We start from the raw sequence: 16,633 nt of genomic DNA, 5'->3' as shown, positions 1-16,633 counted from the left end.
TCGGGACCCCTTACGCGGGACGGTCCGAGGGGGCCGCTTCCCCTAGGGGTGGCACCGCATTTCGGCCTGGGGCGCGTTCCTCCCGGCGGAGGACGTGCCGGGGCGGGCCCGTTCCTTAGCGTGTTCTCACACCGCCGTTGCGGCTGCCCGCAGAGAACGGGGTGGGGAAAACCCCACCCGAAGACTGCGCCGGGCACCAGCGCGCCGGACCCCTCTTTGACCCGAGACTCGGAACGTACACAGAGACGTCCGAGGATCGACCGACATAGGAGAATTACCGTGACAACGGCTGTGACCATTCCCAGGCGCGGGGACACTGGAGGGCGTACGGCCGTAGCTGCGCGAGCCCGGCAGGTCGTCAAGGCGTACGGTGCGGGCGAGACCCGGGTCGTCGCCCTGGACCATGTCGATGTGGACATCGTTCGCGGGCAGTTCACGGCGATCATGGGCCCGTCCGGCTCCGGCAAGTCCACCCTGATGCACTGCCTGGCCGGCCTGGACACGGTGACGTCCGGTCAGATCCACCTCGCCGACACCGAGATCACCGGGCTCAAGGACAAGAAGCTCACCCAGCTGCGCCGGGACCGGATCGGCTTCATCTTCCAGGCGTTCAACCTGCTCCCGACGCTCAACGCGCTGGAGAACATCACGCTGCCGATGGACATCGCGGGCCGTAAGCCGGACGCGGGCTGGCTGGACCAGGTCGTCGAGACCGTGGGTCTCGCCGGGCGGCTGAAGCACCGGCCCACCCAGCTCTCCGGCGGTCAGCAGCAGCGCGTCGCGGTGGCGCGGGCGCTGGCCGCCCGCCCCGAGATCATCTTCGGTGACGAGCCCACCGGGAACCTCGACTCGCGGGCCGGGGCCGAGGTGCTGTCGTTCCTGCGCAGGTCGGTCGACGAGCTCGGCCAGACCATCGTCATGGTCACCCACGACCCGGTCGCCGCCTCCTACGCGGACCGGGTGCTCTACCTCGCCGACGGGTCCCTCGTGGACGAGATGCGCGATCCGACCGCCGAGCAGGTCCTCGACCGCATGAAGGACTTCGACGCGCGCGGGCGGACGTCATGACCGTGTGGAAGACCTCGGTGCGCAACTTCCTCGCGCACAAGGGACGCATGGCGCTCTCCGCCGTCGCGGTCCTGCTCTCGGTGGCGTTCGTGTGCGGCACGCTCGTCTTCACCGACACGATGAACACCACCTTCGACAAGCTCTTCGCGGCGACCTCGGCCGATGTGACCGTCGGCCCGAAGAGCGCCGAGGGCGCCGACGAGATGCCGGAGAACGGCCGGCCCGAGTCGCTGCCCGCCTCCGTCCTCGCCCAGGTGGCCAAGGCCGACGGGGTGAAGGACGTCGAGGGCGCCGTCTCCAGCATGTCCGTCACGGTCGTGGACCGGAACAACACCAACATGGGCTCCGAGACCGGCGCCCCCACCATCGCCGCCAACTGGACGCGCAACGACCTGCGTTCCATGGAGATCAGCTCCGGTCACGCCCCGCGCGGCCCGACCGAGGTCATGGTCGACGCCGACACCGCCGACAAGCACCACCTGAAGATCGGTGACGAGCTGCGGACCGTCGCGGTCACCGGTGACGTCAAGGCGAAGATCAGCGGCATCGCCTCCTTCACCGTCACCAACCCGGGCGCGGCGGTCGTCTTCCTCGACACCGCCACCGCCCAGCGGACGCTGCTCGGCGCCCCCGACGTGTTCACCCACGTCAACGTGACGGCCCGGCCCGGCGTCGAGGACACCGAGCTGAAGAAGAACGTCGCCGCCGCCCTGGGCGACACGGGCGCGTACAAGCTCCAGACGCAGAAGGAGGCGGCCGACGCGAACAAGGACTCCATGGGCTCCTTCCTGGACGTCATGAAGTACGCGCTGCTCGGCTTCGCCGGGATCGCCTTCCTCGTCGGGATCTTCCTGATCGTCAACACCTTCTCGATGCTGGTCGCGCAGCGCACCCGGGAGATCGGCCTGATGCGGGCCATCGGGTCCAGCCGCAAGCAGGTCAACCGGTCCGTGCTGATCGAGGCGGTGCTCCTGGGCGTCGTCGGGTCGGTGCTCGGTGTGGCGGCCGGGATCGGGCTCGCCGTCGGGCTGATGAAGCTCATGGGCGCCGTCGGCATGGAGCTGTCCACCGGGGACCTCACCATCGCCTGGACGACCCCGGTGACCGGACTGGTGCTCGGCGTCGTCGTCACCGTCCTCGCCGCGTACATCCCGGCGCGCCGGGCCGGCAAGGTGTCCCCGATGGCGGCCCTGCGGGATGCCGGGACCCCGGCCGACGCGAAGTCCGGCTGGGTGCGGGCCGGCCTCGGCCTGGTGCTCACCGGCAGCGGCGCCGCCGGGCTGTGGGCGACGACCCGGGTGGACAAGGCGAGCGAGGGCTCGCTCTACCTCGGCCTGGGCGTGGTCCTCACCCTGATCGGCTTCGTGGTGATCGGCCCGCTGCTCGCCGGAGTGGTCGTGCGGGGGCTCGGCGTCGTCGTCCTCAGGCTGTTCGGCCCGGTCGGACGGCTCGCGGAGCGCAACGCGCTGCGCAACCCCCGCCGTACCGGAGCGACCGGCGCGGCCCTGATGATCGGCCTGGCCCTGGTGGCGTGCCTCTCCGTCGTCGGCTCGTCCATGGTCGCCTCGGCCACCGACGAGCTGGACAGGTCGGTCGGTACGGACTACATCGTGCAGTCGAACACCGGCCAGCTGGTGGTGCCGCAGGCCGCCGAAGCGGTCAAGAAGGTGCCCGGCATCGAGCGGGTCACCGAGTACAAGGTGCTCGCCGCGAAGCTCACCAACCCCGACGGTACGACGGAGGAGCGGCACGTCACCGCCGCCGACCCGACGTACCCGAAGGACCTGCGGCGCACCACCGTCGCCGGTGACCTGGCGAAGGCATACGGCGAGACGTCCATGTCGGTCGGCTCGGACTACGCCGCCCAGCACGGGATCGAGGTCGGGGACGAGCTGACCGTCGCGTTCAAGGCGGGGAAGACGGCGAAGCTGACCGTCCGGGCGATCACCTCGGACGACACCAGCGTGGACCAGGGCGCGATGTACACGAGCATCGCGACGGCCGGGACGTACGTCTCCGCCGACCGGATGCCCGGCAACATGATCATGTTCGCCATGGCGGAGGACGGCAAGGAGAAGGAGGCGTACGCCGACCTCAAGGCCGCGCTGGCGCCCTACCCGCAGTACAAGGTCCAGAACCAGGCCGACTTCAAGCAGGACCTGAAGGACCAGATCGGCCAGCTGCTCAACATCGTGTACGGCCTGCTCGCCCTGGCGATCATCGTCGCGGTGCTGGGTGTGGTGAACACCCTGGCGCTGTCGGTGGTCGAGCGGACCCGGGAGATCGGTCTGATGCGGGCGATCGGCCTCTCCCGCCGCCAGCTGCGCCGGATGATCCGGCTGGAGTCCGTGGTCATCGCCCTGTTCGGCGCGCTGCTCGGGCTCGGGCTGGGCATGGGCTGGGGCACCTCGGCCCAGAAGCTGCTGGCCCTGGAGGGCCTGGGGGTCCTGGAGATCCCGTGGCCGACGATCGTCACCGTCTTCGTCGCCTCGGCCTTCGTCGGACTGTTCGCCGCGCTGGTCCCGGCCTTCCGGGCGGGCCGGATGAACGTCCTGAACGCGATCGCCACCGACGGGTGAGCGAGCACCACGGGCGGGCGGGGGCGCGCGCCGTAGGATGACTGATCCGGCCCCGGGACGTTCCTCCAAACGCCCCGGGGCCGGTTCGCGTGGTGGTGCGGCGGCTCCCGTACCGCTGTCCGGGCATCGACGTTCCCTCGCGCGGGTGACAGACCGAAGTCGTACGCTGGATACCCCGGCCCGTCCTACGTGTCGGGTCCTTCGCGTTGTTCCCCTGCCCGTTTACCCCTTGCCTCACCGGACGGAAGCCCCTTCATGAGCCTGCACGGTCTGCTGGATGTCGTCGTCACCGATCCGGCGCTCGCCGAAGCGGTGAAGGCCGCCGCCGACGGTCACCGCTCGCATGTGGACCTGGTCGGCCCGCCCGCCGCCCGCCCCTTCGCGGTGGCCGCCCTGGCCCGTGACGCGGGGCGGACGGTCCTCGCCGTCACCGCCACGGGGCGCGAGGCGGAGGACCTGGCGGCCGGGCTGCGTACGCTGCTGCCGCCGGACACGATCGCCGAGTTCCCCTCCTGGGAGACCCTGCCGCACGAGCGGCTGTCGCCCCGCTCGGACACCGTGGGACGGCGCCTGGCGGTGCTGCGGCGCCTCGCGCACCCCCGTGCGGACGACCCGGAGACCGGACCGGTCAGCGTGGTCGTCGCCCCGATCCGCTCGGTGCTCCAGCCGCAGGTCAAGGGGCTCGGGGACCTGGAGCCCGTGGCGCTGAGCACCGGGCAGACCGCTGATCTCGGCGAGGTCGTGGACGCCCTCGCGGCGGCCGCGTACGCCCGGGTGGAGCTGGTCGAGAAGCGCGGCGAGTTCGCCGTGCGCGGCGGCATCCTGGACGTCTTCCCGCCGACCGAGGAACACCCCCTTCGGGTGGAGTTCTGGGGCGACGACGTCGAGGAGATCCGCTACTTCAAGATCGCCGACCAGCGGTCGCTGGAGGTCGCCGCCCACGGGCTGTGGGCGCCGCCCTGCCGTGAGCTGCTGCTCACCGAGGACGTGCGCCGGCGGGCGGCCGCCCTCGCCGAGGCCCACCCCGAGCTGGGCGAACTGCTGGGCAAGATCGCCGAGGGGATCGCGGTGGAGGGCATGGAGTCCCTGGCCCCGGTCCTCGTGGACGAGATGGAACTGCTCCTGGACGTCCTGCCGAAGGGCTCGATGGCGCTGGTCTGCGACCCGGAGCGGGTGCGGACCCGGGCGGCCGACCTGGTCGCCACCAGCCAGGAGTTCCTCCAGGCGTCCTGGGCGGCCACGGCGACCGGCGGCGACGCCCCCATCGACGTCGGCGCGGCCTCGCTCCGGGGCATCGCGGACGTCCGGGACCGGGCCCGTGAGCTGGGCATGATGTGGTGGTCCACGTCCCCGTTCACCGCCGACGAGGAGGTGGCCGAGGACACCCTGAAGCTCGGGATGCGCGCCCCGGAGGCGTACCGGGGCGACACCGCGCGGGCCCTGGCCGACACCAAGGGCTGGCTGGCCGACGGCTGGCGCACGGTGTACGTCACGGAGGGGCACGGGACGGCGTCCCGTATCGCCGGGGTGCTGAGCGGGGAGGGCATCGCCGCGCGGGTCGAGACGGAGCTGGGGGAGATCGGGCCGTCGCTCGTGCACGTGGCGTGCGGGGCGGTGGACCACGGCTTCGTGGACCCGGGCCTGAAGCTCGCCGTACTGACCGAGACGGACCTGACCGGGCAGCGCACCGCCAGCAAGGACCTGGGGAGGATGCCGGCCCGCCGCCGCAAGTCGATCGACCCGCTGACCCTCCAGGCTGGCGACTACATCGTGCACGAGCAGCACGGGGTGGGCCGGTACATCGAGATGGTGCAGCGCACCGTGCAGGGGGCGACCCGCGAGTACCTGCTCGTGGAGTACGCCCCGGCCAAGCGCGGCCAGCCCGGTGACCGGCTGTACATCCCCACGGACCAGCTGGAGCAGGTCACCAAGTACGTCGGTGGCGAGGCCCCCACCCTGCACCGGCTGGGCGGCGCGGACTGGACGAAGACGAAGCAGCGCGCCAAGAAGGCGGTCAAGGAGATCGCCGCCGACCTGATCAAGCTGTACTCGGCGCGGATGGCGGCCCCGGGGCACACCTTCGGCCCGGACACCCCGTGGCAGCGGGAGCTGGAGGACGCGTTCCCGTACGCGGAGACGCCCGACCAGCTGTCCACGATCGCCGAGGTCAAGGAGGACATGGAGAAGTCGGTCCCGATGGACCGCCTGATCTGCGGCGACGTGGGGTACGGCAAGACGGAGATCGCGGTCCGCGCGGCGTTCAAGGCGGTCCAGGACGGCAAGCAGGTCGCGGTCCTGGTGCCGACGACCCTGCTGGTGCAGCAGCACCACGGCACGTTCACCGAGCGGTACGCCCAGTTCCCCGTCAACGTGCGGTCGCTGAGCCGTTTCCAGTCGGACACCGAGTCGAAGGCGACGCTGGAGGGGCTGCGGGAGGGTTCGGTGGACCTGGTCATCGGCACGCACCGGCTGTTCTCGTCGGAGACGAAGTTCAAGGACCTCGGTCTGGTCATCGTGGACGAGGAGCAGCGCTTCGGCGTGGAGCACAAGGAGCAGCTGAAGAAGCTCCGGGCCAACGTGGACGTCCTGACCATGTCGGCGACGCCGATCCCGCGCACCCTGGAGATGGCGGTCACGGGCATCCGCGAGATGTCCACGATCACGACGCCCCCGGAGGAGCGGCACCCGGTCCTGACGTTCGTCGGGCCGTACGAGGAGAAGCAGATCGGCGCGGCGGTACGGCGCGAACTCCTGCGTGAGGGCCAGGTCTTCTACATCCACAACCGGGTCGAGTCGATCGACCGGGCGGCGGCGCGGCTGCGGGAGATCGTCCCCGAGGCGCGGATCGCGACGGCGCACGGGCAGATGAGCGAGGGCGCGCTGGAGCAGGTCGTCGTGGACTTCTGGGAGAAGAAGTTCGACGTGCTGGTCTCCACGACGATCGTGGAGTCGGGCATCGACATCTCCAACGCCAACACGCTGATCGTGGAGCGCGGTGACAACTTCGGGCTCTCGCAGCTGCACCAGCTGCGTGGCCGGGTGGGCCGTGGCCGGGACCGGGGGTACGCCTACTTCCTGTACCCGCCGGAGAAGCCGCTCACCGAGACCGCGCACGAGCGCCTGGCGACGATCGCCCAGCACACGGAGATGGGCGCGGGCATGTACGTGGCGATGAAGGACCTGGAGATCCGCGGCGCGGGCAACCTGCTCGGCGGCGAGCAGTCCGGGCACATCGCCGGGGTCGGCTTCGACCTGTACATCCGGATGGTCGGTGAGGCGGTCGCGGACTACCGGGCCGCGGTGGACGGCGGGGTGGAGGAGGAACCGCCGCTGGAGGTCAAGATCGAGCTGCCGGTCGACGCGCACGTCCCGCACGACTACGCCCCGGGCGAGCGGCTGCGCCTCCAGGCGTACCGGTCCATCGCCTCGGCGAACACCGAGGACGACATCCGCGCGGTGCGCGAGGAGCTGACCGACCGCTACGGCAAGCTGCCGGAGCCGGTGGAGAACCTGCTGCTGGTGGCGGGCCTGCGGATGCTGGCCCGCGCGTGCGGGGTGGGCGAGATCGTGCTCCAGGGGCCGAACATCCGGTTCGCCCCGGTGGAGCTGCGCGAGTCGCAGGAGCTCCGGCTGAAGCGGCTGCACCCGAAGACGGTGATCAAGCCGGCGGCCCACCAGATCCTCGTCCCGCGCCCGACGACGGGCCGCATCGGCGGCAAGCCGGTGGTGGGCCGGGAACTGCTGGCGTGGACGGGCGAGTTCCTGACGACGATCCTGGGGTCGTAGCCCCGGATCCCGTCGTGCGTCGGCCCCGCCGGTCCGTCCGGGCGGGGCCGACGCGTCTTCGGTACGGGGGACAGCCCTTACCGTGGGCCCGGCACGGTCCGTGGCGGCGACTTCGAGGAGGAACCATGGCGGGAACCATGGCCCAGGGAGAACCGGTCAGCACGTCCGCCCGCTACCTGGCGTCCGGGCCCGGAGCCGGTGACGCCTGGGCGGCCGAGGCGGCGGCCGACGGGCGCCACGGAACGCAGAGGATCGTGCGGGCGGGAGAGGCGGACGCTCCCGACCGGGTGGCCGAGACGCTCGGCCTGGGCCGGGGCGCACGGGTCGTCGAACGGCGCAGGATCATGTACCTCGACGGTGTGCCCAGCGAGTTGACCGATACCTACTACCCGCTGGAGATCGCACGGGGCACGGCGCTCGCCGGGACCGCCAAGATCCGCGGAGGTGCCGTGCGGCTCCTGGCAGAGCTCGGTCACGTGGGCGTCAGGGCCCAGGAGGACGTGGCCGCCCGGCTGCCCAGCGAAGGGGAGCGGGAGGCCCTGGAACTGGACGAGGGCGAACCGGTCCTGGAGCTGTTCCGGCTCACGCTCGGCGCGGACGGCAGGCCGGTCCAGGCTGACCTCATGGTCATGCCGCCGCGCGCCCGGCGGCTGCGCTACGAGATCGGTATCGGGCCCGGGACCGTGACCGGGTGACCGTGGCCGGACCCGAGGAGGAGGCGCCAGGCGCCGTACGCGCGCGCCTCCGGGCCTGACCGGCGGTCACGTCGTCGCGGCCGTCCCGTCGCGGTCCCTCCCGTCACGGCCCCTCGGTGGGCCCCGGTGCGAAGACCAGCCCGGCGAGTGCGCGGAAGGCGTCTTCCGGGGCGCGGCCTTCCAGGGCGTCCGAGAGGTTGCCCGTCAGGAGCAGGGTGGCGAAGCCGTGGGCGAGGGACCAGGCGGCGACGCCCGTGAGCCGGGGGTCCTCGCCGTGGGCCACGTCGGGCAGGGTGCTGACCCCGGCGCGGAGGGCTTCGGTGGCGCGCGCCTTGGCGGTGAGCAGGGCGGGGTCGTCGGCGCGGTACAGCTCGGGGCGGAACATCACCTGGAAGTGCGCCGGGTGCCGGGCTGCGAACCGTACGTAGGCCACGCCCCGTTCGCGGAGGTCGGGGGCGCCGGCCAGGGCGTCCGCGAAGAGCGCGTACCCCTCGGCGGCGACGGCGGTGAGCAGCCCGGCGCGGTCCTTGAAGTGGTGGGCCGGCGCGGCGTGCGAGACGCCCGCGCGGCGGGCCAGGTCGCGGAGGGACAGGGCGTCGGGGCCGTCCGCCGCGACGACGTCGAGGGCGGCGGTGAGCAGGGCCCGCCGCAGGTCGCCGTGGTGGTAGGTGCGCTCGCTGGTCATGGGCCCCACCGTACGCGGCATCTAGCCATTGACAAGATGTGGAGGGGGGCGCACTCTGGGGCCTGAACGATCTAGTCAACGTCAAGATGGTGCGACGAGGGAGACCGGGATGTCCGACGAACTGGGTCAGGTGCGCCGGATGTGGCACCTGCTGGAGCCGCTGCACGCCGTCTTCTACTACGCGCCGGAGGTGTTCGAGGAGGCCGCCGCCCTCGGGTACGCCACGGACGAGCGGTGGCCGAGCTACTTCGTGTGGCGCGCTGCGCCGCTCGGGCCGGTGGGGGCGGAGGAGGCGACCGCCGCCTTTCACAGCTTCAGCCCCGCGACGGTCGGCAGGCACCTTCCGGCCGGCTGGGAGGTGGCGGGGCCACCGGCGGTGCTGGACGCCCGGACCCGGGCGGTCGACCGGGCGTACCGGGCGCTGTTCGGGGACCGCGTGGACGGCCCGGAACTGGCCGAGGCCGCCGCCCTCGCCCGGCGCGCCGCCGAGGCCGCCGACGTCACCGGACGCCCGCTGGCCGGGGCCAACGCGGCCCTGCCGTGGCCCGAGGCGCCGCATCTGGTGCTCTGGCAGGCCGCCACGGTCCTGCGGGAGCACCGGGGTGACGGCCACATCGCGGCGCTGACCGGGGCGGGCCTCGACCCGGTGGAGTCCCTCGTGTCGTTCGCGGCGGTCGGCGCGGCCCGCCCGGAGGTGTTCGCGAGCCGGGGGTGGAGCGCGGCCGAGTGGGGCGCCGCCCGCGAACGCCTCGCCGCGCGGGGGCTGCTGGAGGCCGACGGGACGGCCACGGACGCCGGACGGGCGCTGCGCGCGGAGGTGGAGCGGCGTACGGACGAGAGCGCGGCGGGCCCCTGGGAGGCGCTGGGCGAGAAGGGCCGGGAGCGGCTCGCCGAGTTGCTCGGGCCGTTCTGGGTGGCGGCGATCGGCTCGGGGCTCCTGCCGGGCGAGACGACGCTGGGCATCGGGAAGGTGTAACGGCTCCGGTGGGGCAGGCGGTTGACCGCGCGTGGGGCGGGTGGCCCCCAGGCGGGGAGACCGCTCCCGGGCGGTCCTGGCGTACGGGCGGGTCGTGCGCCGTGGCGCCCCGTACCGGGCGGCGCGCCCGCCGTCCCCGCGTGCGCCGGTAACACCCCCTGTACGGCCGGATTTCGGGCCGTTTACGCTGGTCGGCTGTGACGCCTCCTCAAGCCGTACGCCGCCGCGCCCCGTTGAGCCCCCGACGCCGCGCTCTTCCGTTTCTGACACTGGCCCTCGCGGGCACGCTCGCCCTGACCGGGTGCGACGAGCTGGGCAGTGCGCTGGAGTCCACGCCGTCTCCGGCCGGCCCCGCGGCGTCCGGCTCCGCGTTGCGGGCCGCCGAGGGCCTGCCCGTGAAGGGCGCCGCGTCCAAGGACGGTTACGAGCGGAACGCGTTCGGGTCCGCCTGGCTGGACACCGACCGTAACGGCTGCGGCACCCGCGACGACATACTCGCCGCCCAGCTCGACGACCTCGACCGGGATGCCGACGGCTGCAAGGTGCTCAGCGGCGTCCTGGACCCCGACCCGTACACCGGGACCCGCATACCGTTCCAGCGCGGGCGCAGCAAGATAGACATAGACCACCTCGTCGCCCTGTCCGACGCCTGGCAGAAGGGCGCCCAGAAGTGGAATGACGCCAAGCGCCGGGCCTTCGCGAACGACCCGCTCAACCTGGTGGCGGCCGACGCGTCCGCCAACCGCCGCAAGGGCGACGGGGACACCTCGACCTGGCTGCCGCCGAACGAGGCGTACCACTGCACGTATGTGGCGGGGCAGGTGGCCGTCAAGCAGAAGTACGAGCTGTGGGTGACGTCTGCCGAGCGGAAGGCGATGACGGACGTGCTGGCGGGCTGCCCCGACCAGGAGCTTCCCACCGGCGGCAACCCCACGGAGGCGCCCACCCGTTGAGCGGGCGGGCGGGTGGACGACGGGCGCCGGTGCCGGGGGACTCTCCTCGGCCCGGCGCCCGTCGCGTGGTGCGGGCCGGGTCCGGTGTCCGGGAGCGGCCCCACCGGTCGGCGACGGCGTCGATCGGCGGTGAAGCGGTGAAGCGGTGAAGCGGTGGTGGCCGGAGCGGCTCCAGTGGCCCGGCGGGGCGGTGGGAAGGGGCCGGTGGGGCGGCCCCCCGGCCGTCAGAGCTTCAGGTCCCACTGGCTGGCGTCCCAGTCGAAGCCGGGGCTGACCTCGACGGTGAGGTTCTTCGCGTCGGCCGGGGCGTCGAAGGCGTACTGCACGGTGACCTTCTTGCCCGGCAGGACCGTGCCCGTGAACCCTTCGCCGACCGTCCCGTCGAAGATCTGCTCGGCGTTCACCCCGTCCGCGCCGGCCCGCGCGTCGACACTGGCGAGCACGCTGTCGTACTTCTTCTTCGTCTTGTTCTCGATGACGACGGAGACCTTGTAGGCGCGGTTGCCCTTGGTGTGTCCCGCCGCGTAGGCGTCGGGTGTGTACGCGGCGGCGTTGCTGACCGTGACCTCCAGGCCGTCGTCGTACGCGGCGGTGTCCCGCCCCTCCAGGGTGTCGGCCGCCCCCTTGTCCTTCCCGTCGTCCTTCCCGGAGTCCTTCGGGGAGTCCCCGGAGCCGCCCGGCTTCGCCGAGGCCGAACTGCCCGACAGCTCCTTGTCGATGTCCTTCACCACGTCGTCCACGGCCTTGAACATGATCACCGCGCCGACCACCGACAGGACCAGCGCGACCAGCCCCAGCACGGCGCCGAAGGTGGTCACCCCCTTGTTCGTCGCCTCGCCGCGCTTGACGCGGCCACGGCCCGACAGGCCCAGGATCAGGGCGATGAGGCCGAGGATGCCGGCGAGCCAGAAGAGGAGCGGGACCAGCCCCGAGAGGGTCCCGATGATGCCCAGGACGAGGGCGGCGATGCCGAGGCCGTTACGGGCGGGGCGCGTCCCCGGGGTGTGCGGCGGGGCGTAGGGCTGCTGGGGCTGCGGCGGCTGCGTGTACTGGGACATGGGTGTGCCCTCCGAAGAGCAACGGGGAACTGTGAGCGGTGAGATGCACCGAATGCTGCGGTGACGGGTCAATCACAGCAGAGCTTGTGAATCGAGTCAACACGGTTCACGAGGAAGTGGATGCGCTCGGCTGTGAACCGGTGTCGTCGTGCCAGTCGGTATGCTCACCGGCACGACGGATCTCACGACGGATCTACTGGGGAGACAGTCAGTGCCGGAGAACTCGACCGAGGTGACCGCCGCCGGGATCGCCCGCCTCGCGGGCGTGGGACGCGCGGCCGTCAGCAACTGGCGCCGGCGCCACCCCGACTTCCCCCGCCCCGTCGGCGGTACGGACACCAGCCCGTCCTTCGCGCTGCCCGAGATCGAGCAGTGGCTCCGTGACCAGGGGAAACTGGCCGAGGTACCCCTCCGTGAACGGGTCTGGCAGCAGGTGGCCGGGCATCCGGCCGGAGCCGTCACCGCGCTGATCCACGCGGGGTGCGCGCTGCTGGTGGTCCGGGACCGGCCCACGGCGTGGCTGGAGATCACCGCCGTGTCGGACGCCCGGATGGCCGAGGTCCTGCCGGCCGCCCTGGACGAGGCGCTCACCGCGCGCCTGGGCCCCGGGCGCCCGGTACACACCCCGACCGGCCCGGAGCTGCTGCCCTCCGTCCCGCTGCTGCGCGGCACCGCCGAGCTGGCGGCGGAGACGGGGGCCCGCAAGGCCTTCGAGTTCCTGTTCGTCCGCCGGCTCGACGCCAACCCCCGCCAGTACACGCCGACCCCGCCGGACCTCGCCGCCCTGATGGCCGCCCTGGCCGAGCCGGACGCCCCGCGGCCGGGGGCGGCGGGCGCGGGGCGGACCGCCGTCCGCACCGTCCTGGACCCCGCCGCCGGGACGGGCGCCCTGCTGCGCGCGGTCGGCGGCCCCGCGGCCCTGTACGCCCAGGAGGCCGACCCCGACCTCGCCGCCCTCGTCGCGCTCCGCCTCGCGCTGCACGCGGAGAACGCGGCCGGGGAGCCCGCGGCGCCCCCCGCCGACGGCCCGGCCCGGGGCGCGATCACGGTACGGGCCGGGGACACCCTGCGGACCGACGCCTTCCCCCGGCTCGCCGTGGACACGGTGCTCTGCCACCCGCCGTTCAACGAGCGCAACTGGGGCCACGACGAGCTGGCCTACGACCCGCGCTGGGAGTACGGGGTCCCGGCCCGCACCGAGTCCGAACTCGCCTGGGTGCAGCACGCCTTGGCCCGTCTGCGCGAGGGCGGCACCGCCGTCCTGCTGATGCCGCCGGCCGCCGCCTCCCGCCGCTCCGGCCGCCGGATCAGGGCCGACCTGCTGCGCCGGGGCGCCCTGCGTGCCGTGATCGCGCTCCCGGCCGGTGCCGCGCCCCCGTACGGCATCCCGCTCCACCTCTGGGTGCTGCGCAAGCCCGGGGCCGGCCGGCACCCCGCGCCCGAACTCCTCGTCGTGGACACCGCCGAGTCCCCCGAGGCGTCCCCGGCGGCGGGCGGCCGCGACCGGATCGACTGGACGGCCGTACGGGCCACCGCGCTCGACGCCTGGCACGCCTTCGACCGGGCGGGCGGCCCCGACGGCGAGGACGCCGCCCGGACGCTCCGCGCCCCCGGCACGGACCGGGTGGAGGCACCCGTGGACCGGCCCGGCGTCAGCCGCGCCGTCCCCGTCATCGAACTGCTCGACGACGACGTGGACCTGGCCCCCGCCCGCCATCTGCCGTCCCCCGCCACGGGCGGCGGCGCCGCCGAACTCGCCGGCGTACGGGAGCGGCTGGACGACACCCTCAAGCTGACCGCCCGCCTCACCCCGCCGCCGGCCGCCCCCCGGGAGCCCTCCCGGCGCACCCTGACCACGGTCGGCGAGCTGGCCCGTTCCGGGGCGCTGCGCCTGCGTACCGGCACCGGGGCGGGCGGTGGTTCCGCCCCCGTCCTCACCGAGCACGACGTCCTGGCCGGCACCGCGCCCAGCGGCGCGCCGGCCGGTGCGCCCGCTCCGGGGGAGGAGCCGCTGCTGCTGGAACCCGGCGACGTCGTCGTGCCGGTACTCGGCGGAGTGACCGTCACCCGGGTCGTGGACGAGGCGACCGCCGGTGCCGTGCTCGGCCGCAACCTCCAACTGCTGCGCCCGGACCCGGCCGCCCTGGACCCCTGGTTCCTCGCCGGGTTCCTGCGGGGCACCGCCAACAACCGGCAGGCCAGCAGTTACGCCTCGACCGCGACCCGGCTGGACGCCCGCCGGCTCCAGCTGCCCCGGCTGCCCCTGGACGAACAACGGGGTTACGGGGAGCGGTTCAGGGCCCTCGCTGAGTTCGAGGACGCCCTGCGCACGGCCGGGCGGCTCGGCGGGCAGCTGGTCCAAGGCCTGCACGACGGGCTCACGGACGGAACCGTCGCCCCGGAGTGACGGGTCGCACAACGGTTGTGCACAAGGGGGGAACGGTTGTCCGCGTGGGTGTATACGCTCACAGCACACATCCGGCCCCACGCCCTCCCCAGGAGCAGCACATGCACGGCTACGGCTACCCGCCGCAGCAGCAACCGACGCGCCGCCCGACCACCACGACCCTCACCCTTCTGCGCGTGCTCTTCGTTGCGTTGACCGTGCTGAGCTGCGGTTTCCTCTCCTGGGCCGCCCTGTTGCGGCTGGCCGTCGTCACCCGCCGGACGCGGGACTGGGTCCTGCTGGCGGTGGCCTTCGTGGCCAACGGGGCGATGTTCGCCTACATCGTCAGCACGCCCGACAGCCAGGAGGAGCTGACGGACGGACAGGCGATCGTCTTCCTCGTCTGGATGGTCTGCTCGCTCGGGGGCGCGACCGCCTACTACCTGTGGGCGGAGATCCGGCACTTCGGCCGGGGCCCCGGGGCCCACGACCCGGTGCCGTACGCCGGGCCCGTGCCACCGGCTTCGGCCCCCGTCCCCGGGTACGGGTACCCGCCCGGCCCGGCCTCCGCGCCGCACCACACGCCCGCGCCGCACCACTCGCCCGCGCCCCGGCCCACGCCCACCGGTCCGCCGGTTCCGCAGCCCGCCACCTCGCAACGCCTGGACGAGGTGCGGGCCGAGCTGGACGAGCTGAGCGACTACCTCCGCAAGGAGGGCGGTGACCGGTGAACGGGCGGGTCATCGCCGAGCGGTACGAGCTGGCGACCCTCCTCGGCCAGGGCGGCATGGGACAGGTCTGGACGGCGTACGACCGGCGGCTCGACCGGCGGGTCGCGGTGAAGCTCCTGCGCCCCGACCGGGTCGCGGGCCCCACCGGCGGTGACGCCGCCGAGGAGCTGCGCCGCAGGTTCGTCCGGGAGTGCCGGGTCACCGCCCAGGTGGACCACCCGGGCCTGGTCACCGTGCACGACGCGGGCGGTGACGGCGACGACCTGTACCTCGTCATGCAGTACGTCGAGGGCGCCGACCTCGCCGACCACCTCGCCGAACACCTCCCCTACCCGTGGCCCTGGGCCGTCGCGATCGCCGCCCAGCTCTGCGCCGTGCTCTCCGCCGTGCACGCGGTGCCGATCGTCCACCGCGACCTGAAGCCGCGCAACGCCATGGTCCGGCCGGACGGCACGGTCACCGTGCTCGACCTGGGGGTCGCCTCCGTCCTGGACTCCGACACCACCCGGCTCACCCACACCGGCTCACCGATCGGCTCCCCGGCCTACATGGCCCCGGAGCAGGCGATGGGCGGCGCGGTCGGCCCGTACACCGACCTGTACGCGCTCGGGGTGCTCCTGCACGAACTGCTCAGCGGTGACGTGCCGTTCGCCGGGTCCACCGCGCTCGGCGTCCTCCACCGCCACCTCTACGAACCGCCGATCCCGGTCCGCCACCTCAGGCCGGAGGTCCCCGAGGCGCTCGAAGCCCTCGTGCTGCGGCTGCTCGCCAAGGATCCCCAGCACCGCCCGGCCTCCGCCCAGGAGGTGTACGAGGCGCTGCGCCCGCTGCTGCCCGCCCAGGGGGATCCGGCCGGGCCGCTCGACCCGACCCGCCCCTTCCTGCGCCCGCAGGCGCCCTGGCCGGACCGGGCGAGCACGCCCCACCCCGGCCCGCCGGTGCCCGCGCCGCGCGCCGACGAGAGCCGGCAGACGTCCACGCCGCCCGCCAAGCCCGACGTCGCGAAGGCGGTCGACGAGGTCAAGCGGCTCCTGAGCGAGGGCCGGATCACCCAGGCCGTGGACATCCTGGGCGGCATCCTGCCGGCGGCCGCCGCCGAGCACGGTGAGCGCTCCCCGGTGGTGCGGATCCTGCGCAAGCAGTACGCCGCGACGCTGATGGACGACGGCCAGTACCGCCGGGCGCTGCCCGAGCTGCGCCGCCTCGCCGACGACCGCGGCGCCGAGGCCGGACCGGCCGACACCCAGACCCTGCGCTTCCGCTACGACGCCGCGCAGTGCCTTGAGCAACTGGGCGAGGCGGCCGCCGCCCTCGCCGAGTACCGGGCGGTCCTCCCCTTCTACGAGAACGCCTACGCCGCACCGGCGAACGACCCCCAGCGCGCCTTCGACATCCGCCACCGCATCGGCCACCTGCTGCTCGCGGTCGGGGACCACGCGGCGGGCCGCGCCCAGTTGCAGGCCCTGCTGTACGACACGGAGCGGGCCTACGGGCCGCACCACCCGCTGCCGGTGGAACTGCGCAGGCAGCTCAGCCACCAACAGGTCGTCCGGGGCGGGTGACCCGGGTCCCGGGGTGCCCGGTACCGGGTGTCCGGGGCCCCGCATCCCCAACTCCTCCCGAATCGTTGGTCGAATCGGTGGCCCCAGCCACCTCCACTGCCTAACATCGATCAACGCAAGGCCTTGTGCACCGATGCACAATCTCTTTCCGGGA

At 73.3% G+C, this 16,633-nt stretch carries 11 protein-coding genes; 9 read left to right on the top strand and 2 right to left on the bottom strand.

Translation table 11 applies throughout. The annotated features are described in order from the left end of the window. The first annotated feature begins 279 nt into the window (after positions 1 to 279). The 4 genes from B9S64_RS12790 to B9S64_RS12775 all read left to right on the top strand — a co-directional run bounded on the left by B9S64_RS12790 (position 280) and on the right by B9S64_RS12775 (position 8,128). Complete coding sequence (locus B9S64_RS12790; protein WP_103488974.1) at positions 280 to 1,068, top strand: ABC transporter ATP-binding protein; 789 nt, start codon at positions 280 to 282, stop codon at positions 1,066 to 1,068. After that, the gene (locus B9S64_RS12785; protein WP_103488975.1) at positions 1,065 to 3,647 is read left to right on the top strand and encodes an ABC transporter permease; all 2,583 of its coding nucleotides are present in this window, start codon (positions 1,065 to 1,067) and stop codon (positions 3,645 to 3,647) included. The genes B9S64_RS12790 and B9S64_RS12785 overlap by 4 nt, the downstream gene beginning before the upstream one ends. A 255-nt stretch (positions 3,648 to 3,902) precedes the next feature. Further along, positions 3,903 to 7,433 (top strand): transcription-repair coupling factor, encoded by a 3,531-nt coding sequence (mfd, locus tag B9S64_RS12780; protein WP_103488976.1) that lies wholly within the window; start codon positions 3,903 to 3,905, stop codon positions 7,431 to 7,433. Positions 7,434 to 7,570: 137 nt separating this feature from the next. Then, complete coding sequence (locus B9S64_RS12775; protein WP_103488979.1) at positions 7,571 to 8,128, top strand: UTRA domain-containing protein; 558 nt, start codon at positions 7,571 to 7,573, stop codon at positions 8,126 to 8,128. 103 nt (positions 8,129 to 8,231) lie between these two features. Here the strand turns inward: B9S64_RS12775 and B9S64_RS12770 are convergent, their stop codons facing one another. After that, a complete protein-coding gene (locus B9S64_RS12770; RefSeq protein WP_103488977.1) occupies positions 8,232 to 8,813 on the bottom strand; it encodes a TetR/AcrR family transcriptional regulator in 582 nt (193 codons plus the stop codon). A 109-nt stretch (positions 8,814 to 8,922) separates the two neighbouring features. Here B9S64_RS12770 and B9S64_RS12765 point away from each other — a divergent pair, with 109 nt between their 5' ends. Together B9S64_RS12765 and B9S64_RS12760 are read left to right on the top strand one after the other, a co-directional pair. After that, positions 8,923 to 9,789: a hypothetical protein gene (locus B9S64_RS12765; RefSeq protein ID WP_109492046.1), complete on the top strand. Its 867-nt coding sequence runs from the start codon at positions 8,923 to 8,925 to the stop codon at positions 9,787 to 9,789. A 197-nt stretch (positions 9,790 to 9,986) separates the two neighbouring features. After that, positions 9,987 to 10,742, top strand: a complete 756-nt coding sequence (locus tag B9S64_RS12760; protein WP_103489735.1) for an HNH endonuclease family protein — start codon at positions 9,987 to 9,989, stop codon at positions 10,740 to 10,742. 224 nt (positions 10,743 to 10,966) lie between these two features. On the opposite strand, the gene B9S64_RS12755 is transcribed toward B9S64_RS12760, so the two are convergent. After that, entirely contained in the window at positions 10,967 to 11,800 is an 834-nt protein-coding gene (locus B9S64_RS12755; RefSeq protein ID WP_103489734.1) for a DUF4352 domain-containing protein, read from the bottom strand. A 211-nt stretch (positions 11,801 to 12,011) separates the two neighbouring features. Here B9S64_RS12755 and B9S64_RS12750 point away from each other — a divergent pair, with 211 nt between their 5' ends. The 3 genes from B9S64_RS12750 (at position 12,012) to B9S64_RS12740 (ending at position 16,479) form a co-directional block, all read left to right on the top strand. After that, entirely contained in the window at positions 12,012 to 14,207 is a 2,196-nt protein-coding gene (locus B9S64_RS12750; protein ID WP_181387627.1) for an N-6 DNA methylase, read from the top strand. Positions 14,208 to 14,308: 101 nt separating this feature from the next. Beyond that, positions 14,309 to 14,917 (top strand): hypothetical protein, encoded by a 609-nt coding sequence (locus B9S64_RS12745; protein WP_103491821.1) that lies wholly within the window; start codon positions 14,309 to 14,311, stop codon positions 14,915 to 14,917. Then, complete coding sequence (locus B9S64_RS12740; protein ID WP_103491822.1) at positions 14,914 to 16,479, top strand: serine/threonine-protein kinase; 1,566 nt, start codon at positions 14,914 to 14,916, stop codon at positions 16,477 to 16,479. The genes B9S64_RS12745 and B9S64_RS12740 overlap by 4 nt, the downstream gene beginning before the upstream one ends. The last annotated feature ends 154 nt before the right edge of the window (positions 16,480 to 16,633 follow it).

This window comes from Streptomyces sp. SM18 (assembly GCF_002910775.2).
GTDB classification, from domain to species: Bacteria; Actinomycetota; Actinomycetes; order Streptomycetales; family Streptomycetaceae; genus Streptomyces; species Streptomyces halstedii.
Note: the sequence above shows the minus strand (reverse complement) of the source record. Positions and strands in the feature narration are given on the sequence as shown.

Excerpts from the sequence above, each read along its gene's own strand:
- B9S64_RS12785 (WP_103488975.1), top strand. The coding sequence starts at position 1,065 with ATGACCGTGTGGAAGACCTCGGTGCGCAACTTCCTCGCGCACAAGGGA.
- mfd (WP_103488976.1), top strand. The coding sequence starts at position 3,903 with ATGAGCCTGCACGGTCTGCTGGATGTCGTCGTCACCGATCCGGCGCTC.
- B9S64_RS12775 (WP_103488979.1), top strand. The coding sequence starts at position 7,571 with ATGGCCCAGGGAGAACCGGTCAGCACGTCCGCCCGCTACCTGGCGTCC.
- B9S64_RS12770 (WP_103488977.1), bottom strand. The coding sequence starts at position 8,813 with ATGACCAGCGAGCGCACCTACCACCACGGCGACCTGCGGCGGGCCCTG.
- B9S64_RS12765 (WP_109492046.1), top strand. The coding sequence starts at position 8,923 with ATGTCCGACGAACTGGGTCAGGTGCGCCGGATGTGGCACCTGCTGGAG.
- B9S64_RS12755 (WP_103489734.1), bottom strand. The coding sequence starts at position 11,800 with ATGTCCCAGTACACGCAGCCGCCGCAGCCCCAGCAGCCCTACGCCCCG.
- B9S64_RS12745 (WP_103491821.1), top strand. The coding sequence starts at position 14,309 with ATGCACGGCTACGGCTACCCGCCGCAGCAGCAACCGACGCGCCGCCCG.